This is a genomic window from Paenibacillus sp. Y5S-9, assembly GCF_036894235.1.
Lineage (GTDB): Bacteria > Bacillota > Bacilli > Paenibacillales > Paenibacillaceae > Paenibacillus.
The window spans coordinates 999,851-1,019,305 of sequence record NZ_CP145887.1 but is presented as its reverse complement, the minus strand read 5'-3'; the positions used below and the strand labels follow the sequence as shown (position 1 = coordinate 1,019,305).

At 48.3% G+C, this 19,455-nt stretch carries 16 protein-coding genes, 2 rRNA genes and 2 riboswitches; of the genes, 8 read left to right on the top strand and 10 right to left on the bottom strand.

Annotation, left to right across the window (positions count from 1 at the left end; genetic code table 11):
• Positions 1-81: 81 nt before the first annotated feature.
• The 3 genes from V6669_RS04515 to V6669_RS04505 are packed head-to-tail and all read right to left on the bottom strand — an operon-like array spanning position 82 to position 3,016.
• Positions 82-876 carry an energy-coupling factor transporter transmembrane component T gene (locus V6669_RS04515; RefSeq protein ID WP_338591081.1) on the bottom strand — a complete coding sequence of 265 codons (795 nt, stop codon included), beginning with the start codon at positions 874-876 and terminating at the stop codon, positions 82-84.
• Entirely contained in the window at positions 851-2,422 is a 1,572-nt protein-coding gene (locus V6669_RS04510) for an ABC transporter ATP-binding protein (protein WP_338591079.1), read from the bottom strand. Before V6669_RS04510 ends, V6669_RS04515 begins: the two co-directional genes overlap by 26 nt.
• Positions 2,423-3,016, bottom strand: a complete 594-nt coding sequence (locus V6669_RS04505; RefSeq protein ID WP_338591077.1) for an ECF transporter S component — start codon at positions 3,014-3,016, stop codon at positions 2,423-2,425. It abuts the gene before it with no gap.
• Positions 3,017-3,246: 230 nt separating this feature from the next.
• Positions 3,247-3,356, bottom strand: a riboswitch (TPP riboswitch).
• Between the two features lie 161 nt (positions 3,357-3,517).
• Between V6669_RS04505 and V6669_RS04500 the strand changes: the two genes are divergently transcribed.
• On the top strand, positions 3,518-4,471 hold the full coding sequence (locus tag V6669_RS04500) for a copper amine oxidase N-terminal domain-containing protein (RefSeq protein ID WP_338591075.1): 954 nt from the start codon (positions 3,518-3,520) through the stop codon (positions 4,469-4,471).
• Positions 4,472-4,661: 190 nt separating this feature from the next.
• Here the strand turns inward: V6669_RS04500 and V6669_RS04495 are convergent, their stop codons facing one another.
• Together V6669_RS04495 and V6669_RS04490 are read right to left on the bottom strand one after the other, a co-directional pair.
• A complete protein-coding gene (locus V6669_RS04495) occupies positions 4,662-5,330 on the bottom strand; it encodes a pectate lyase (protein ID WP_289391203.1) in 669 nt (222 codons plus the stop codon).
• A 349-nt stretch (positions 5,331-5,679) separates the two neighbouring features.
• Positions 5,680-6,555 carry a radical SAM/SPASM domain-containing protein gene (locus V6669_RS04490; RefSeq protein WP_338591071.1) on the bottom strand — a complete coding sequence of 292 codons (876 nt, stop codon included), beginning with the start codon at positions 6,553-6,555 and terminating at the stop codon, positions 5,680-5,682.
• A 182-nt stretch (positions 6,556-6,737) separates the two neighbouring features.
• Positions 6,738-6,840, top strand: a riboswitch (TPP riboswitch).
• A 158-nt stretch (positions 6,841-6,998) separates the two neighbouring features.
• Here V6669_RS04490 and V6669_RS04485 point away from each other — a divergent pair.
• The 7 genes from V6669_RS04485 (at position 6,999) to V6669_RS04455 (ending at position 13,298) form a co-directional block, all read left to right on the top strand.
• The gene (locus V6669_RS04485) at positions 6,999-7,763 is read left to right on the top strand and encodes an ABC transporter ATP-binding protein (protein WP_338591069.1); all 765 of its coding nucleotides are present in this window, start codon (positions 6,999-7,001) and stop codon (positions 7,761-7,763) included.
• The gene (locus V6669_RS04480) at positions 7,753-8,583 is read left to right on the top strand and encodes an ABC transporter permease (RefSeq protein ID WP_338591067.1); all 831 of its coding nucleotides are present in this window, start codon (positions 7,753-7,755) and stop codon (positions 8,581-8,583) included. The genes V6669_RS04485 and V6669_RS04480 overlap by 11 nt, the downstream gene beginning before the upstream one ends.
• A gap of 162 nt (positions 8,584-8,745) precedes the next feature.
• The gene (locus tag V6669_RS04475) at positions 8,746-9,819 is read left to right on the top strand and encodes an ABC transporter substrate-binding protein (protein ID WP_338591065.1); all 1,074 of its coding nucleotides are present in this window, start codon (positions 8,746-8,748) and stop codon (positions 9,817-9,819) included.
• A gap of 129 nt (positions 9,820-9,948) precedes the next feature.
• A complete protein-coding gene (thiM, locus tag V6669_RS04470) occupies positions 9,949-10,761 on the top strand; it encodes a hydroxyethylthiazole kinase (RefSeq protein WP_338591063.1) in 813 nt (270 codons plus the stop codon).
• Positions 10,758-11,570 (top strand): bifunctional hydroxymethylpyrimidine kinase/phosphomethylpyrimidine kinase, encoded by an 813-nt coding sequence (thiD, locus tag V6669_RS04465; protein WP_338591061.1) that lies wholly within the window; start codon positions 10,758-10,760, stop codon positions 11,568-11,570. Before thiM ends, thiD begins: the two co-directional genes overlap by 4 nt.
• Positions 11,570-12,235, top strand: coding sequence for a thiamine phosphate synthase (gene thiE / locus V6669_RS04460; RefSeq protein WP_338591059.1), 666 nt, complete (start codon positions 11,570-11,572; stop codon positions 12,233-12,235). The genes thiD and thiE overlap by 1 nt, the downstream gene beginning before the upstream one ends.
• A gap of 319 nt (positions 12,236-12,554) precedes the next feature.
• Positions 12,555-13,298, top strand: coding sequence for a MerR family transcriptional regulator (locus V6669_RS04455; protein WP_338591057.1), 744 nt, complete (start codon positions 12,555-12,557; stop codon positions 13,296-13,298).
• Between the two features lie 568 nt (positions 13,299-13,866).
• Here the strand turns inward: V6669_RS04455 and V6669_RS04450 are convergent.
• The 5 genes from V6669_RS04450 to V6669_RS04430 form a co-directional block, all read right to left on the bottom strand.
• Positions 13,867-14,349, bottom strand: coding sequence for a hypothetical protein (locus V6669_RS04450; RefSeq protein WP_338591055.1), 483 nt, complete (start codon positions 14,347-14,349; stop codon positions 13,867-13,869).
• Between the two features lie 328 nt (positions 14,350-14,677).
• On the bottom strand, positions 14,678-15,334 hold the full coding sequence (locus V6669_RS04445) for a deoxynucleoside kinase (RefSeq protein WP_036672670.1): 657 nt from the start codon (positions 15,332-15,334) through the stop codon (positions 14,678-14,680).
• Complete coding sequence (locus V6669_RS04440) at positions 15,331-15,954, bottom strand: deoxynucleoside kinase (protein WP_017690540.1); 624 nt, start codon at positions 15,952-15,954, stop codon at positions 15,331-15,333. Before V6669_RS04440 ends, V6669_RS04445 begins: the two co-directional genes overlap by 4 nt.
• Before the next feature lie 199 nt (positions 15,955-16,153).
• Positions 16,154-16,270: ribosomal RNA gene (gene rrf, locus V6669_RS04435) — 5S ribosomal RNA — on the bottom strand.
• A 76-nt stretch (positions 16,271-16,346) separates the two neighbouring features.
• Positions 16,347-19,272, bottom strand: a 23S ribosomal RNA gene (locus tag V6669_RS04430).
• Between the last annotated feature and the right edge of the window lie 183 nt (positions 19,273-19,455).

The following is a 19,455-nucleotide window of genomic DNA, read 5'->3' as shown; positions in this document are numbered from 1 at the left end:
TTAGAAGTTATTTCCATATAGACGCTGTAAACAGGAAAAAGTTACCGGTTAACTCAATATATTTCTCTCTATCTCCCCGTATTACCTTACATCCACCATCGCAGCATGATAAGGAAAGGTAACCCCGATGTAATAAGCAGCTGTTAAGGTGAGGATATAATAAAATACAAACCACAGATCAGCTCGGGAATAGCCAATCTGAATGTAATACGTCCGGCTGGCCCCATCCGTGAATCCCTTCGCTTCCATCGCTACCGCCATTCGCTGTGCACGGCGAATGCTCTGTGCCAGCAGTGGAATAGCGTAACGCTTCAGCGTACCATACACGTTCCAGCGAGAACCACGTTGCCTTGTCCCCCGAATGCGAATAGCGTAACGGAGCGTCTGGAATTCATCCAGCAAAATCGGGATCATGCGCATCGCGGCCAGAAAACTATAAGCATATTTTGCAGGTAGCTTCCACTGCTGCATCAGAGAATAAAACAGCCGTACCGGCTTGGTCGTAAGACCAAAGAGTAACCCAGCCGCTGCCATGCTAAGCGAGCGAAAACCCAAGTGTAGACCGCGATAGAAGCTCTCTTCGGTTATGTGAATCAGTCCCCACGTATACCATGTGTTCTCGCCCTTACCAAACATCATCATACCTGTAGATGTGGAGATAAACACCAGAATGAATGGGGACGCGTACAGGATCAATCTATACCATGGGTGACCTGTCCAGCACAGTAATAACATCATCGCCACAGCAACATTGGCCATTACATTCAGATTGTGAATAAGGATAACGATGACAAACATCATCGTCAGAATAATCATCTTTAATCCCGGATTAACGGTATGAAGCCAGGTTTCACGGTGAGGAAACGACAGTTGCATCAGATAACCTCCCCTCATCCACCGACCAAATTCGGGTGCAATATCTTTTTACAATTTCACGATCATGGGTAACCATAACAATGGCTGTTCCCTCTCTCCGCAATTGCTCCAGTTGGGCTAACATGGCAAACGTATTGCGGGCATCCTGTCCAAAAGTAGGTTCATCCAACAGCAGTATTCGCTGCTCTCTCACCAGTGCAGAGGCAACGCTCAAGCGTCGCTTTTGCCCCATCGATAATTGGTAGGGATGACGCTCAGCCAGGTCGATTAGTCCAAATTGATTAAGCATCTGATTCGTCCTGGCAAGTCTTTCTTCCGTTGTTAGCCTGCCCCCCAGCAATGAAAATTCCACTTCTTCCGCGACGGTGTTAGTCACAAATTGAAACTCCGGGTTCTGAAATACAAACGCAATTTGATCTGCAAGCTGCTCCGTTTTGCCAGAAGGCAGACCGTCCACCTCATAATGACCTGTTGTTTTCAGGATATTCATCAGAGATAACAATAATGAACTCTTGCCAGCTCCATTAGCTCCGACAACACCAATCCAGTCTCCATGCCATACCTTGGCCTGCTCCACCTGAATAAAGGGTGTTTTCCCACGCCATCCGGTGAACTGGTGCAAGTCCAGTGCAGGCTGATAGGTGGGTGATCCAGGTGATAAGGATGAACCATGAGATATGGGAAATAGGCCCGGTGTATCGGGTAAACCCGACGATTGCTGTGCTTCCAAGCTTGAGATGTTCTGATTCACACACACTTGAAGCTTGCCAGAAGTACTTCCCTCTTCTGCCTTCGTTGCCTGCTCTCGCTCCTCCCATATGCCTGGATACCAGATTCCATAATCCTTCAGCTTGCCTCGTTCATCCGTGAATACCTGCTGCGCTGGCCCATCCGCCACAATCTTTCCTTCAGGTGACAACACAATGATGCGGTCGACCATATCCACAATCTCGTTTATTTTGTGTTCAACGATGATGATTGTTTTGTCACTGGCGACACGTTTAACGGTATCCCACACCTGGGAAGTGCCCTCATCATCCAGCAGTGCAGTGGGTTCATCCAAAAACAATACCTCCGGGTCCATGGCAAGCATCGAAGCAATCGCAAGACGCTGCTTCATCCCCTGTGACATGGACTGGATCAATACACGATTCTGTTCAAAGGATAACCCCACTTGTTTCAGATAATATTCAATCAGAGCCGGCATCTTTTCACGTGGAATATTTCGGTTTTCCAGAACAAATGCGATCTCTTCATCCGTAAAGGACATACAGAACTGGGTATCCGGATCTTGAAAGACCACTCCTGCTTTGGCGGGAACCTGAATATCATCACATTTCATCGGAATCTCAACCGAACGTGGAATTAAACCGCTCAGAATTTGCAATAACGTTGATTTACCGGAGCCGCTAGGGCCAAGCAACAGCACTTTCTCTCCTTGACGCACAGAAAGAGACAAGCCTTGAAATACCAAGGCTTTCTCTCCCGGGAACTTGCATCTTAGATTTGTCACACTTACCGCTTGCGAATTCCCCTCTCCGCTCATCTAATCCAGCGCCTCATAATCCTGTTTGGATACCGGTCTGAGGGAGCGTGTTACACCGGTCAGTTCCAATGCTTTTGCGAGATAATAAGCGAACACTCCTGCAATCAGGATGCTTCCGATGAAGCGGAATCCGATAAATAACGTATAATTCCAGGCCGAGAGTGAATCAATATACCCGTACTGATAATCCAGCACAAGCGAAGCCGCTGCGGCTCCTATGGCTGCAAGACAAGTGACAAACAGATTGGTTTTGCGATACAAAAAAGCGGCAAAGAATATCTCGGCTCCCAACCCTTGCAACAAACCATACACAAGTGTGGACATGCCCCATTCACTGCCCAGAAAAGCACTTACCGTTGAAGCCGCAACCTCGGCGAGAATCGCCACGCCTGGTTTACGAATGATAACAAAAGCAAATGTGCCCGCCATAAACCACATGCCGTAGATCATCTGCTCCGCATGAACGCCGAATGGTTTCATCAAGTCATATGTAGGTCCCCATATCTTGTAAATCACCCCAAACACTACTGCGATCACGATGGTTACCAGAATATCCGTTAGTTTCAATCGCTTGTTGCCTGCTGTTGTTGCCATGTTCTCTACGTCCTTCCTTTGTTCCCTGTGAGGGTTATCATAATAAACGAAAAAGCCTCCCCGGTTCCGGGCAGGCCTTACGCGCAGTATACAATCCTCACAATGTGTAATGGATGGATGTCGAAAATACGGAATATCAACCATACCCCATCCGCCCTGGCATATACACCACCACAGCTCAAAGAAGGTCAGTTGTTCATCCACGTTCATTCCTCACAATTCACCCTTACATATCGCAAATCCTTGTTCTCTACGCTGGCATTACCCAGATCAGATGTACGGTCAGCGGCACAAGGCCACTCTCTCAGCCCAACTTCATTGAGCTCCCGGTTCACTTATTTCATTGCTTCTAATGTACATCAGATGGGTATTTGTGGCAATCCCTAGAAAAAGCTTTATTTGGGGTAACAGGGAACAGGACATCGGATGGTTCACTTTCCATAATATGAAACATTTAGGTTATGTAGTCCGTCTTAAACATTAGAAGGGAGATTGATAGTGATGAAAGATTACAACTCTGTTTGGCAGCTTAAAACATGGAAAATGGTCCTTGCCGCTTCGATACTCACCGCAGGCACGGCACCTGCCTTACTCTCATCCACTGTGGCGGAAGCCGCAGCAACCAAACCTAAACCGACAGCTTATATTAACAATGTTCAAGCTCAATATGATGTTGTCATACGGCAGGGTATTACGTACGTGGCATTGACGGAGCTTCAATTCCTCGGCAACTATACGTTTGGTTACAATAACAAAACAAAAGAGATCAGCATTAATACAGGCAGCGATAAGTATGTCCTTACACCTAACAGCAAAACAATGAAGAAAAATGGTCAAAATGCGACATTGTCTTCAGCGCCGATTCTGGTGAATGGTAAAGCGATGCTTCCGCTCCGTGCCGTCGGTGAAGCTTTTGGTGCCAAGGTGCAGTGGAACCAGAAGGCCAAGGAAGCCTACATTTACACTACCGATGCTACGATTGTAAAAGAATATAACAGTTCCGATCTGACTGTGGCGCGTGAAGCCGCACTGCATCTGCCCCGCTTTTCTGAACTGGGACAAGCACGTCTGGACATTCGCAACCCTTTGGGTCCAGTGGATTCATCCATTGAATACATTTTTGAACAAGGCAAAAAAGATCGTTTCTTCGTTGTTGAGGATAACGATCTGATCAGTTATTATATCCTCAAAAATGGAAGTGCCCTACTACAATGGCAGGCCAACATCAGCAAAAGTGCTGGAACCATCGGTGACCTGTTCTTTATTAAAACCAAAGCCGTTGCTGAAGCAGGGACTCGTCCTTCCGTAGCAGGTCAAACACTCGTATCATTCAAGTACTCTCGCATGCTTGAAGAAACCTCTTACGAAATCATGAACAAATTGGGCTCTATTGATACCGGTTCTGTTACCCCCGAGAAAGGCAAAATCATCGTTGAAGTTCTGGGAGAAAAATAATATGAGCCTCCGCTATAAAACATTGCTCAGGAGAACTATAAGAACTATACTATGACATCTGCATTACAAAAAGCGTCCCTCAAAGTCAGTGTGGCAATGACCTTGGGACGCTCTTTTTGGCGTTATATTTTAACTTCAAATCACAAGTGGAGCTTAAACTTTTACCAACTCCAGCGATTCAATCTCCTGTTTAATATTGCGTATTGCCGGATTGACTGGTCTTACCTGAAGCAAACCCCTTGAACAACGTTGGTACTTTGGAATAACGGGTATTCGTAATTTTGCCTTGTGATGTACTGCTGTCTGTACGCATAATCGAATCTTTCACATTGGAAATGTTTGAGTTATCCAGCGTCATATTAACTGCGAAGGAAGTTCCACCATTTTGGCGAACCAGTTTGCCAATATCATCTGCACGGAAATTTTTGATGTTAATCGTTCCAGCTGCATTCATCTGGAACACTTTATCATAAGCCTTGTACGCTGCCCCACCGGTAATATTAACCGTTCCAGCCGACTTCAATGTCAGAGCATCCTCGCCTACGTCCTCCCAGACTACATTCGATATATTACAGTTACCATAACAGTGAACACCATCGGCAGCAGGTGATCCGATATTTACATTTTTGAGCGTGGCCCCTGCCTCCAGCCGGAAGACTGGCTTCTGGCCCTCTGCTTGAGAACCGTCACCCAGTGTGGAAGGATTGGCTACAAATGTTTTGCCTTGACCGTCATAGGTCGTGCCCTTTGGAACAACAATCGTTGAATTAACAACTGTAGGTGCAGCAGCAACCGGAACTGCACCAAATATGGAAGCAACCAAACCAGCGGACAACAACAACGTCAATATTTTTTTCATAATTTTATTCCTCCCTTATTCTCTCGTTATTTGGTAGTGTACAAGCCTAAGCTTGTCCTGGAAGTTCGTCAGAGGTGCACCTCTGTCCGACCCACAACCTAATCCTACCAAATAAGGAAGGCAACTAGAATAATCATTAGATCAGATATATCATGAAACCGCACAATCCCTGTCATATCGGCATTTTTTGCATGCCAGGTCTCTCAAGCAATATGCTGATATCAACCTCTGGTATGCTCATTTGTAACGTATGTACCCCTAACTTGAATCCCCGATAACAAAGAAAGACCACTACATTTGTCTCCAAATGTGTGATCTTGAACGGCTTCTGTCTTGCTGATATAAGATATCAGGCTCCGAATCTCTGACGATAACCGCACTTTCGACACAACTCTTCCACAGCTTCCCGCTTGGAGAAACCATATACCAGATTGTTCGCTCGCTCACCCTCAATAATCTCCGAGAATGACTTCTCGTGCACATTACCCAAGTTAATTACACCCTCGCCATCGAGACAGCATGGAACCACCGTTCCATCTACAAGCACAGCTGCCTGCCCACGCAATGCATGGCAGAAGCCTTTGCCGTCATCTTCAGGTGCATCCAGACTTGGCCACTGGAACTCATGGTCCTGATTCAGATATACATTCGGGGCAATTTTGACCCCACTGCCTGGAACTACTTTTTCCTCAATGCGGAAGTCCAGATTGAACTCACGTTCCAATACTTCAAGAGTCTCCCGATTTCGATTCATCTGAGCATTTGTGAAGTTATCCTGCGTCAGATTCCACAGTCGGAATGAGATGATGACATTGTGCTTAACGGCCTCGTGTACAAAGGACAAAATATGACGCAGGTATCCGTCACGGTCTGTTGAACCTTCATGCCCATCGAAGCTGTGCAGGGAGAAATTCATCTGCCGCAGCGCCGGTTTGCCAAGCAATTTATGCTGAGTCTTGGGCAAGAGTGTACCATTCGTTGTAATGTTCACCTTGAGTCCCTTCTCATGTGCGGAATCAAGCAGCAGATCTATTTTGGGATGCAACAAGGGTTCACCTTTGACATGTAGATAAATATGATTGGTGTGTGGTTTAACTTGTTCCAGTATATTGTTGAAGACTTCAGGGTCAATGAATCCTTTGGCACGCTGCGTCTGCGGACAGAAGCTGCAAGCCAGATTGCAGATACTCGTGATCTCAATATATACTTTTTTGAACGTTTTCAACTCGGGTCCCCATTCTGCCTAGGAGGGAGAACAATCCCACCTGCATTTTGTGATCCGGCCTATACGGGCCATCCCTATTATATCGGGTTCATGAGCCAAGGTAAATTGTTCAGTTATCATGCTGCCTCTTTACAGTTCATGTTCGAGTGATATATGCTGAACAGACAACTGCATATCTTGAACTTTTGCACTAGGGGAGCCTTGCGGCTGAGACGAATATGACTATTCGGACCCTTTGAACCTGATCTGGATCATACCAGCGGAGGGAAGTGGAGCGGCCTTTTAGTAAGCGGAATTTTTTCATGTATGTGAAGATAAATTGCGGATTTAACTTACAGACCCACTCATTTCTCCGGAAATGGGTGGGTCTTTTTTGTTCCTTTTGCAGAGTACAGGATGCCGTTGTTATTCCAGCAGTCTGAAATCAAGGGGGTGAGGATCAGATGAGCAACCATGTAACCATTGAGAACGTTAGCTTCGCTTTTCCCGAAAAAAAAGATTCACCCGTGCTCTCCAATGTGTCGCTTCAGGTTCAACAAGGAGAATTTGTCTCGCTCATTGGCTCCAGCGGATCAGGTAAAAGCACGCTCTTCAAGCTGCTCGCAGGCTTGCACGAGCCAACCGGCGGCACCATCGATATTGCTGATGTACCGCAAGGACAACGGCTCGGACGAGTCGCCTATATGCCGCAGAAAGACCTGCTGTTATCCTGGCGTACCGTCATGGAGAACTGCCTGCTGCCTGCCGAGCTGGCACCAGGCCGACAGGACAAGGACAAACTACGAGCCGATATCATCGCTGGATTGGCAAGGTTCGGCTTGTCCGGTTATGAGCGGGCCTATCCAGATGAGTTATCCGGCGGCATGCGGCAGCGGGTGGCACTGCTGCGTACCTTGCTTACAGGCGGGCAGCTCATGTTGCTGGATGAACCCTTCGGTGCACTCGACGCTTTAACCAAACGAGAAATGCATCGCTGGTTGTTGGAGCTGTGGAAGGACTTTGGACAAACCGTGCTGTTCATTACACATGACATCGAGGAAGCCCTGCTGTTAAGTGACCGTATCATTCTGTTAACTCCAGGTGGGCAAGGTCAGCAGTTACGGGAGATAACGGTTCCTTTACCACGCCCAAGGCATTCGGACATGATCTACGAACCGGCTCTCGTGCAGATGAGGCAACAACTGGAGGAACAATTGCATGCAAAATGATAGAGCTGAGGTTAGCGTCTGGACGTGGTGTTTTAAGTGGCTCTCGAGGTCGTTTTCCCAATATGGTTTGTTTATTGTGCTCATGTTCTTATTACTGGCGATCTGGGAAGTGATTGTGCGTATGGGATGGGTGCCCTCCTTCATCATTCCTGCACCCACGGCCATCATAGGCTCACTGGTTGATCATCGTCATCTGCTGTTGACCATCCATCTGCCTGCTACCTTTATGGAGGTTATTGTTGGTTTTGTCTTGTCCATAGTGACTGGAATTACGCTGGCAACAGGCATGCATATGAACCGATCGATTGAAAAGGCCTTCTATCCCTTCATCGTGATCAGTCAGACCATACCGCTGATTGCCTTGTCTCCCGTATTTATCTTGTGGTTTGGTTACACGTTGTGGAGCAAAGTCGCCGTGGTGTTCCTAATCGCATTCTTCCCCATTGTGGTCAGTACCTACGATGGACTCCGCCAAGGCGATCCGGAGCAGCGTGAACTGCTGCTCACCATGGGCGCCAGCAAATGGGATATTTTTTGCAAACTCCAGGTTCCGCTGGCACTTCCCTCTTTTTTCTCGGGGTTAAAGATGTCCGTGGTGTACTGCGTGGTTGGGGCAACGATTGGCGAATGGCTTGGTGGCAGCAAAGGTCTCGGCTACTTCAGCCGCCGCATGTCCAGCAACATGAACACGGATGCGATGTTTGCCGCCATTTTGCTGTTATCCCTGCTTGGGATCGTTTTGTTTGTACTGATTACCTGGCTGGAGAAACGGTTTAGCATACGGCGTCATCGTCATGGAGGCAAAAGAAAGGTTGGATAATACTTAGACAGAAATTAGATGTAAATACAGGAGTTACGATCTTCAAAACATACCTTATGCATAATTTCAGTAGCATCTTCAATCAGTTCACTGTCACGTTGTCGTTAACATGCTGCTGTCCATTTTCTACAAATCAAAACGATGAAATGAGGACCTTCATTTATGAATAACAAAGGTATATACTCCCTGCTTCCCATCATGCTCATTAGCCTTTTGCTGATCGTTAGCGGATGCAGCACCACGAATACCAGCAAAAACACGCCATCAACAGACGCTGCAACCAATGCACAACAAACAGACAAGTCTGCAACCGAACCAGCATCAGACGCCAAAGATAAACTGTCCATCATGCTCGACTGGTACCCGAATGCAGTACACTCCTTCATCTACGTTGCTCAAGAAAAAGGATACTTTGCAGATCAAGGTCTCGATGCCGAAATTCAGATGCCTGCGGATACTAATGATTCACTCAAACTTGTTGCTGCTGGAAAAATTGATCTGGCTCTAAGCTACCAGCCCCAAATTTTGCTCGCTCGTGGTGAGAACATTCCTGTACGTTCCATTGCTGCTGTTGTTCGCCACCCGCTTGTGCATCTGTTGACCGAAGCAAATGGCAACGTGAGCTCACCCAAAGACCTTGAAGGAAAAACTGTTGGTTATTCCTCAATTCCGCTGTATGAAGCGATGGTGCGTACGATGATCAGCCACGATGGTGGCAATCCCGACAACATGAATCTGGTCGACGTTGGGTTCGATCTGATTCCTTCGCTGGCTTCTGGACAGGCGGATGCGATTATGGGTGGTTTTATTAACCATGAGCAATTGATTTTGGAGAAAGAAGGGCATGCCATGAAATCGATTAACCCCGTCGAGTATGGTGTGCCTGATTATTATGAATTGGTTCTGACCGCGAGTGAAGCTGGTATTGAAGCAAAAAAAGACCAACTTACCCGGTTCGTCAAAGCGATCCAGGAAGGACAGAAATATGTAACGGAGCATCCAGAAGAAGCCTTGAATATTCTGCTCGCTCATGAGAATGAAACGTCTCCGCTTGACCCGGAGATCGAAACCAAAAGTCTGGCTATTCTACTGCCACTCATGAATGAAGAAGGCCAACCATTTGGCCGGCAGGAAATGGAATCATGGGAAATTGTACGCGCATGGCTCGTTGAACAGGATTTGATTCCTGAATCAGTGAAAGCCGAGGATGCTTTTATTCATCTGCAAGGAGAGTAAGTAACGTAGAGCAATGTGAATGTAGACATAGTAATGAAGCAAGGGGACTCATATCCTATTATTCTGCTGAGGGACTCCAGATATCAGGCTTCTGCCGATGGGGTTACTTCAAAACAAGGAGGAAATTATATGTCTTATCTGGAACGTGTTCGTTCGCAAAATCCACTGGTACACAATATCACCAACCTTGTCGTTGCCCCCTTCACAGCCAATGGTCTGCTTGCACTAGGTGCGTCCCCTTTTATGGCCTATGCTCATGAGGAGGTCGCTGATGTTGCCAAGATGTCAGGAGCTGTAGTACTCAACATTGGTACTCTCGATGACAAAGTCGTTCAGGCGATCCGTCTGGCAGGCCAATCGGCTAATGCGCATCACGTGCCTGTGGTGCTTGATCCGGTTGGAGCTGGCGCAACCACCTATCGCACGGAAACCGTGCAGATGCTCATTCGTGAACTTCGTCTCACAGTACTGCGCGGCAATGTGGCGGAGGTCGCTAATGTCATCGGTGAGAGCTGGAGTATCAAAGGTGTGGACGCAGGATCAGGTGAAGGTGACCGGATCGGCATTGCTGAGCGGGCAGCGCAACAACTTGGCTGTGTTGTGGTCATTACCGGGAAAGAAGATATCATTACCGATGGACAATCCACATTCCTCACAAGTAATGGTCATGCCCTGCTCACTCAGGTCACGGGTGCTGGCTGTCTGCTCAGTTCGGTGATTGGTGCTTATACAGCCATAGCGGAATCGAAAGCCGATCTTCTAGGCAGTGTTGTTGAAGCGCTTGCGTTTTATGGTATAGCAGCTGAACTGGCGGCAGAGCGGACAGCTCATCAGGGGCCGGGCAGCTTTCAGATTGAATTGTTGAATCAACTGGCACAAGTAACACCCGACCTTTTGGCAGAACGCGCACAGATCCGTCAGATCCGTGGAGGTGCAATATGAGCATTGCTCAAGCGCTAACCATTGCAGGTTCTGATAACGGGGGCGGCGCAGGAATTCAGGCCGATCTAAAAACATTCCAGGAGCTTGGCGTATACGGCATGACCGTTATTACCGCTATTGCTGCCCAAAATACAACAGGTGTGCAGGGCGTTTTTCCCATCCCTTACGATGGCATTGCCCAGCAATTGGACTCGACCGGCGAAGACTTTCAACCAACCGCAATGAAGACCGGGATGTTATATAGTGCCGAGATTATTCGTCTAGTGGCTGAGAAATGGCAGCAATACCGTTGGTCTAATCTGGTCATCGACCCCGTGATGGTCGCCAAAGGCGGCGCCCCCCTGCTCCAGCAGGAAGCTGTACAGGCGTTGGTTACGGAGCTGTTGCCCCATGCCCTGATCACAACACCTAATATTCCGGAAGCGGAATTGCTTACCGAGATGTCTATCACGAATCTGAGTCAGCGGGAAGAAGCCGCAAGACGGATTGTACAGATGGGCTCAACGTATGCTTTGGTCAAAGGTGGTCATGATGAAGGAAGTGGCATGATCGTGGATGTGCTCTACGATGGGCAGTCTTTTCATTATCTGGAGAATGTTCGTGTGGTAACACGTCATACACACGGAACAGGGTGTACATACTCTGCTGCCATCACCGCAGAGTTAGCCAAGGGTTCACCTGTTCTGGCTGCCGTTACGACTGCGCGAGCATTCATTCAGGCGGCCATCGAAGATGAGCTGGGGATTGGGGCCGGACATGGGCCGACGAATCATTTTGCGTATCAGCGCAGACAGCGGGGTGAACAGTGATGAGCCCTTGGGATGCAGAAGCAGTACGACGCGCGATGCAGGTGTATTTGGTGATGGGCAGCGTTAATACAACGCAAGACCCTGTGGAAGTGCTGCGCCAGGCCATTGCTGGCGGCATCACGCTGTTCCAGTTCCGTGAAAAGGGAACTGGCGCCCTGGCTCACGAAGCTCGCATCACGCTTGCGATGCGGCTTCGTGAGGTGTGCAGCCAGCACGGGGTGCCGTTCATCGTGAACGATGATGTGGAGCTGGCTGTAGCGGTGGAGGCCGACGGCGTGCATGTCGGCCAGGAAGATGCGGACGCGGCGCTGGTACGCGCCCGCATTGGAGATGGGCGGATGCTTGGCGTATCCGCCCACTCTGTGGAAGAGGCGCGCCGTGCCGTGCAGGCGGGCGCCGACTATCTTGGCGTCGGGCCCATGTACCCGACGCGCTCCAAAGCGGATGCCCACGCTGTGCTGGGACCCGCAGGGGTGGCAGAACTGCGCGCCGCAGGCATCGCAGTTCCGGTTGTGGGTATCGGTGGCATTACGCCCGATACCACGGCCGCCGTGATGGCGGCTGGAGCCGACGGCGTAGCCGTCATCTCCGCCATCGCGGGTGCGGCCGACGTGCACGCAGCGGCTGCGCAGTTCGCTGCGGCAGTGCGCGGGATGCCGGCGTAGCCCTGCTCTCCTGCACTGCCAGCCCCGTGGGCTGCACCGCATACATGTTGCAGCCCACAACTGCTCACGCTCCTCTCCATAACAGAGGAGCCTCCAAACACCTGCGGCGCGGCAGCAGCCCATGTCTTCGACATAGAAGTGCAGCCGCCCCCCTCTAGTGACTGAATGATACAATAATTTCATCACATCTATTCACATCCAGTCACCAATCCATAATCAAGATGCAGCCTCCATGCTTGCATCTTGTTTTTTCATTTTCAACGGTTGACTCTCACGTAACGTGACACTGTACAATCGGTGTTGTAAGGAGGTTTCACACATGGCCATGAAGGTAAAAGAAGTTGCCGAACTTGCCTCGATCAGTGTGCGCACACTGCATCACTATGATGAGATCGGACTATTAACCCCGGACGAAGTGACTTCTGCAGGGTATCGATTATATTCAGATGCCAACCTGGAACGGTTGCAGCAGATTTTGTTTTTCAAGGAACTCGACTTCTCTCTGAAGGAGATCAAAAACATTATCACCAACCCCTCCTTCGATCCAGAAGAAGCACTAAATATGCACCGACTTATTTTGCTGGAGAAGCGCCAACGCTTGGACCAGATGATTGCTACTATTGATAGAACAGTTCTACACGTGAGAGGAGAAATTAAAATGACAGCCAAAGAACAATTCGAAGGATTTGATTTTAGCCAGAATCCGTATGAACAGGAAGCGCGTGAACGGTGGGGAGACGATGCCGTTGATCAGGCAAACCAGAAGCTGCACAGTAAATCAACCATGGATCAGAAAGCTCTATCCGATCAAATGAACGAAATCTACAAACATCTGGCTTCACTTCGTCACACAGAACCAGCATCTGCGGAGGCACAGGCAGGCATCAAAGAGTGGTACACTTGGCTAAACCAAATGGGAAGCTACTCACCTGAGGCCTTTAGAGGACTTGGTCAGATGTACGTAGACGATGAACGCTTCACTCGTAATATTGATCAGTTTGGCGATGGATTGGCAGTATTCATGAGAGATGCCATGGCTGTATTCGCTGACCAAAACAAATAATATAGCCCTGTCTTCAACTTCATACAGTATTATTCAACTCTCATTGCCGTAAGATATGCGCTTTAAACGATAATCTGGAACTTAGAGCTCTGTCCTCTAGTGGTAAAAGTAATCTCTCATCATCAGCTTTATCGCTGTAAATGACCATCAGGATATTTGAACCTACCTCCTGGGGTGAACATATCTTTCTTGTAATTATCCTTATGAACATGCTGGATATATACTAGGGTTACGTCGTGGTAAGTAATTTTAATCGATCCGAGTTATTACATCGGTTATGAGCCATTTCCCGCCTACTGCCCAGTGGATACACAAAAGGGACGTACACCCTAAGGCGTATCGTCCCTTTTATGTATGCAAGTAACTCAGCCGCAATATGAACATGCCTAACTGCTGCTCACTCTGAGTACTTTATGAATAACTTTTAAAGTAGATGCTCTTTACTACGTTTTTCTTCTGCTACCAGTCCTTCGATATAACCTTTTCACAAGTGCTTAGGATGATGAGCATTAAGTTTCTTCTATCAAACGTTCTTCATTTTGCTGCCAAGCGTCCACCGTCTATCCGATTAAGCTCTTGGCGCGTGATCCGATGAAGATGCATCCGTAGCTAAACTGGTTCTCGCCATCCGTCCAGGAATCTGCCATGCAGATACAATTGCAAGCACGATGAATAACAAATCAATCGGTTGACTGAAGTAGTCCTGGAAGGTTTCCACAAACGCACTGATCATCTCGCTATCAAACACGAGTTCCATCACGCTTACATCACCAAACAGTTCGGAAGTAAAATAAACCACCGTCAGATATTTCCCCAGCAGAATGCCGACGAGCGCAAAAAGTACGGCAATGACTTTATGCACCGTCGCAATTCGTTTATTGGAGAACAACACAACTGCGTAGCCCGTGAGCGCTCCAATCAAAATCGCAATTAATCCCACCTCATACTCAGTCATTGCGGCAATAGCTGCCCATACGATGCCTCCCAGAATGGCTGCAATTAAGCCACCAATGATCGGCATACCGATTTTAACTCCTTGTTTCTCTTCCACGTTGTCTTTCCCTCCTGAGTCATGCATATGCTTCTTTTCCAGAATTCACCTTTCCTATGAAACCACAAAAAGACCTATTATTCAACATTTTTCTACTTTTGGTGACCATGTATTTATATAATAGAAAAGATATATTAAGCATCCATTTCCTTATACGCTCGAATATATCCTTTTAGTTTTGTCCACAAACATCTCATAATCATTCCCTTGGCACATAAAAAAACATCCCTTCAACAGCATAATAGCCGTAGAAGGGACGTTGTCCGTATCTATATCATAGATATAACCTCTGTAATCCAGAAAACTATATTGGCAAACTCGCTCTATCTTACCTTTGCACTTCCTTGGAAGGCTGAATGACAGCTGCAATCTGTGCCAAAATGGCATCCACCGATGCCGGATCATGCACATCATACTCATCAATGTTCAGACGCAGCACAGGGCAAGCCGTAAACTGATCAATCCACACGGAATAGCGCTCGTGCATGTGCTCCCAGTACGAACGGTCCGTTTGGATTTCCATCTCACGTCCACGTTCCGTAATACGGTTTAAAATCGAAGGCAGACTGCCTTCCAGATAGATCAGCACGTCTGGATGTGGGAAATACGGTGTCATTACCATCGCTTCAAACAAACTGCTGTATGTCTCGAAATCTGTAGCAGACATGGTTCCTTGATCTGCATGCATTTGTGCAAAAATGCCCGTATCTTCATAGATGGAACGATCCTGTACGAATCCCCCACCCAGTTCAAAAATCTTTTTCTGTTCCTTGAAGCGCTCTGCCAGGAAATAAATCTGCAGATGGAAGCTCCAACGCTCGAAGTCATGATAGAACTTCTCCAAATATGGATTATGATCAACTTGCTCCAGAGAAGTCTTGAAATTCAAACGCTGTGCAAGCGCAGCTGTTAACGTGGATTTACCCACTCCAACCGTACCTGCTACCGTAATTAATGCATTCGTTGGAATGCCATAGTTATTCATATTATATACTCCTTTACCTGATTAACAATTTGCCTGAAGTGTTCAGGATGTTCCACAAAGTCGAGTTGCTCTGCATTGACCTTAATGATTACTGGTGGATTTGAGCTATTCGCCAGATAATCCATTCCTGTTTTGTAATCGGCGATCAGTTGTTCCATATATGCCGGGTCCATATCCTGCTCAAATGAGCGTCCACGCTTGTTAATGCGATACATCAACGTATCCAGTTCAGCTTCAATATAGAGCACCAGATTGGGCTTTGGCAGATCATCTGTTAACAGATGATAGATTTGACGATATTTATCCCGTTTCGTTCCCTTTAAGGTACGATCGGCAAAAATCATATTTTTATAGATATGATAATCTGAAATGACTGGGGTATTCTGCTCTACATAATGAGCGCCCGTGTCTTCCAGCTGTTTAAACCGATTACACAGAAAAAACATTTCTAATTGGAAACTCCACTCGTCGATATCCTGATAAAAGGAAGCCAGAAATGGATTCTCTTCTACGATTTCTTTAACTAACGGAAGATTCAATTCATGGGAAAGCATCGTTGCCAGCGTTGTTTTCCCCGCTCCGATCGGACCTTCCACGGCAATAAACGGGGCTGATTTCATCGTGTTCACTGTTCCTCCTCGTACTTATGCGTGTTTCCGTTTTCTATATAGACCTCACCTATTGTATCACAGCTTTAAGGATTGGAACGCCAGTATTTTATGTATATAACAAGTCAAATCAGAACTAATGAATTACATAAAATAAATTACATTAAAATAAAAAAGACACACTCGATATCATCAAGTGTGTCTTCCTGTTGCTTGGCGGCGTCCTACTCTCCCAGGACCCTGCGGTCCAAGTACCATCGGCGCTAGAGGGCTTAACGGTCGTGTTCGGGATGGGTACGTGTGGAACCCCTCCGCCATCGCCACCAAACGCGTAGCTTACATTTCAGAGATCGTTCTCTGAAAACTAGATTCGAAACGAAACATGCGATTTAGAACTTGCATATTTGGATAAGCCCTCGACCGATTAGTACTGGTCAGCTCCATGCATTGCTGCACTTCCACCCCCAGCCTATCTACCTCGTCGTCTTCAAGGGGTCTTACATACTGGGAAATCTCATCTTGAGGGGGGCTTCACGCTTAGATGCTTTCAGCGTTTATCCCGTCCGTACATAGCTACCCAGCGGTGCTCCTGGCGGAACAACTGGTACACCAGCGGTACGTCCATCCCGGTCCTCTCGTACTAAGGACAGCTCCTCTCAAATTTCCTACGCCCACGACAGATAGGGACCGAACTGTCTCACGACGTTCTGAACCCAGCTCGCGTACCGCTTTAATGGGCGAACAGCCCAACCCTTGGGACCTACTTCAGCCCCAGGATGCGATGAGCCGACATCGAGGTGCCAAACCTCCCCGTCGATGTGGACTCTTGGGGGAGATAAGCCTGTTATCCCCAGGGTAGCTTTTATCCGTTGAGCGATGGCCCTTCCATGCGGTACCACCGGATCACTAAGCCCGACTTTCGTCCCTGCTCGACTTGTAGGTCTCGCAGTCAAGCTCCCTTATGCCTTTGCACTCTTCGAATGATTTCCAACCATTCTGAGGGAACCTTTGGGCGCCTCCGTTACTCTTTAGGAGGCGACCGCCCCAGTCAAACTGCCCACCTGACACTGTCCCCGCACCGGATTACGGTACCAGGTTAGAACCTAGATACGATCAGGGTGGTATCCCAACGTTGCCTCCACGCAAGCTGGCGCTCACGTTTCAAAGGCTCCCACCTATCCTGTACAGATCGTACCCAAATTCAATATCAAGCTGCAGTAAAGCTCCATGGGGTCTTTCCGTCTTGTCGCGGGTAACCTGCATCTTCACAGGTATTAAAATTTCACCGGATCTCTCGTTGAGACAGCGCCCAAGTCGTTACGCCATTCGTGCGGGTCAGAATTTACCTGACAAGGAATTTCGCTACCTTAGGACCGTTATAGTTACGGCCGCCGTTTACTGGGGCTTCGGTTCACAGCTTCGGATTGCTCCTAACCACTCCCCTTAACCTTCCAGCACCGGGCAGGCGTCAGCCCGTATACTTCGCCTTACGGCTTCGCACAGACCTGTGTTTTTGCTAAACAGTCGCTTGGGCCTTTTCACTGCGGCCCCCTCGTGCTATTCACACTACCGGGGCACCCCTTCTCCCGAAGTTACGGGGTCATTTTGCCGAGTTCCTTAACGAGAGTTCTTCCGCGCGCCTTAGAATACTCTTCTCGCCTACCTGTGTCGGTTTGCGGTACGGGCACCTTCACCTGGCTAGAGGCTTTTCTTGGCAGTGTGAGATCATGACCTTCGCTACTATAATTTTCGCTCCCCATCACAGCTTAGCCTTACAATGTGCGGATTTGCCTACACATCAGCCTTACTGCTTAGACGGACATCCATCAGTCCGCGTCACTACCCTACTGCGTCCCCCCATTGCTCATAACGGCTTACGGTGGTACAGGAATTTCGACCTGTTGTCCTTCGACTACGCCTTTCGGCCTCGCCTTAGGTCCCGACTTACCCTGAGCGGACGAGCCTTCCTCAGGAACCCTTAGGCTTTCGGCGGATCAGATTCTCACTGATCTTTTCGTTACTCATACCGGCATTCTCACTTGTATAATGTCCAGCGCTCCTTACGGTACACCTTCAACCCTTATACAACGCTCCCCTACCCCTGATGCAAAGCATCAAGCCATAGCTTCGGTGGTGTGTTTAGCCCCGTTACATTTTCGGCGCAGAGTCACTCGACCAGTGAGCTATTACGCACTCTTTCAATGGTGGCTGCTTCTAAGCCAACATCCTGGTTGTCTGTGCAACTCCACATCCTTTCCCACTTAACACACACTTGGGGACCTTAGCTGATGGTCTGGGCTGTTTCCCTTTTGACAATGGATCTTAGCACTCACTGTCTGACTCCCGGAAGTAAGTCTATGGCATTCGGAGTTTGACTGAGCTTGGTAACCCTTGCGGGCCCCGCACCCAATCAGTGCTCTACCTCCACGACTCTGTTTTCCGAGGCTAGCCCTAAAGCTATTTCGGGGAGAACCAGCTATCTCCGAGTTCGATTGGAATTTCTCCGCTACCCCCACCTCATCCCCGCATTTTTCAACATGCGTGGGTTCGGGCCTCCAGTGCGTGTTACCGCACCTTCACCCTGGACAGGGGTAGATCACCCGGTTTCGGGTCTACGTCCACGTACTACATCGCCCTATTCAGACTCGCTTTCGCTGCGGCTCCGGCTCTTCACCTTAACCTTGCACGGGAACGTAACTCGCCGGTTCATTCTACAAAAGGCACGCCATCACCCCTAAAACGGGCTCTGACTTTTTGTAAGCACACGGTTTCAGGTTCTATTTCACTCCCCTTCCGGGGTGCTTTTCACCTTTCCCTCACGGTACTGCTTCACTATCGGTCGCTAGGAAGTATTTAGCCTTGGCAGATGGTCCTGCCGGATTCATACGGGGTTTCACGTGCCCCGCACTACTCGGGATCCGTCTCGGAGGGAACAGACTTTCAATTACAGGGCTTTTACCTTCTTTGGCGGGCCTTTCCAGACCTCTTCGCTTAACCGGTTCCTTTGTAACTCCATGTGAGACGTCCCACAACCCCAAAGAGCAAGCTCTCTGGTTTGGGCTTCTCCGCGTTCGCTCGCCGCTACTGACGGAATCACTATTGTTTTCTCTTCCTCAGGGTACTTAGATGTTTCAGTTCCCCTGGTATGCCTCTGCACAACCTATGTATTCAGTTGTGAGTAACTGGAAATTACCCCAGCTGGGTTTCCCCATTCGGACATCCCCGGATCAAAGCTTGCTTACAGCTCCCCGAGGCAGTTTCGTTGTTCGCCACGTCCTTCATCGGCTCCTAGCGCCTAGGCATCCTCCGTGTGCTCTTAGTAGCTTAACCATATTGCTCCGGTTTTGACTGCTCGCTTCCCTTGTTTTGGACTACGTCCAAAGCCAAAAGTCGCTCCCACCCAATACCATCGCAAAAGCAATTAAGTACCAATTTATTAAACTTGTTTAACACAAGTTCAGCTAAAAAGGAATGTTCTAATTCGCGTTTGTTTCGTTTCGATATCTAGTTTTC

Excerpts from the sequence above, each read along its gene's own strand:
- V6669_RS04510 (WP_338591079.1), bottom strand. The coding sequence starts at position 2,422 with ATGAGCGGAGAGGGGAATTCGCAAGCGGTAAGTGTGACAAATCTAAGA.
- V6669_RS04455 (WP_338591057.1), top strand. The coding sequence starts at position 12,555 with ATGGCCATGAAGGTAAAAGAAGTTGCCGAACTTGCCTCGATCAGTGTG.
- V6669_RS04475 (WP_338591065.1), top strand. The coding sequence starts at position 8,746 with ATGAATAACAAAGGTATATACTCCCTGCTTCCCATCATGCTCATTAGC.
- V6669_RS04440 (WP_017690540.1), bottom strand. The coding sequence starts at position 15,954 with ATGAAATCAGCCCCGTTTATTGCCGTGGAAGGTCCGATCGGAGCGGGG.
- thiE (WP_338591059.1), top strand. The coding sequence starts at position 11,570 with ATGAGCCCTTGGGATGCAGAAGCAGTACGACGCGCGATGCAGGTGTAT.
- V6669_RS04505 (WP_338591077.1), bottom strand. The coding sequence starts at position 3,016 with ATGGCAACAACAGCAGGCAACAAGCGATTGAAACTAACGGATATTCTG.
- thiM (WP_338591063.1), top strand. The coding sequence starts at position 9,949 with ATGTCTTATCTGGAACGTGTTCGTTCGCAAAATCCACTGGTACACAAT.
- V6669_RS04515 (WP_338591081.1), bottom strand. The coding sequence starts at position 876 with ATGCAACTGTCGTTTCCTCACCGTGAAACCTGGCTTCATACCGTTAAT.
- thiD (WP_338591061.1), top strand. The coding sequence starts at position 10,758 with ATGAGCATTGCTCAAGCGCTAACCATTGCAGGTTCTGATAACGGGGGC.
- V6669_RS04495 (WP_289391203.1), bottom strand. The coding sequence starts at position 5,330 with ATGAAAAAAATATTGACGTTGTTGTTGTCCGCTGGTTTGGTTGCTTCC.
- V6669_RS04500 (WP_338591075.1), top strand. The coding sequence starts at position 3,518 with ATGAAAGATTACAACTCTGTTTGGCAGCTTAAAACATGGAAAATGGTC.
- V6669_RS04480 (WP_338591067.1), top strand. The coding sequence starts at position 7,753 with ATGCAAAATGATAGAGCTGAGGTTAGCGTCTGGACGTGGTGTTTTAAG.
- V6669_RS04485 (WP_338591069.1), top strand. The coding sequence starts at position 6,999 with ATGAGCAACCATGTAACCATTGAGAACGTTAGCTTCGCTTTTCCCGAA.
- V6669_RS04445 (WP_036672670.1), bottom strand. The coding sequence starts at position 15,334 with ATGAATAACTATGGCATTCCAACGAATGCATTAATTACGGTAGCAGGT.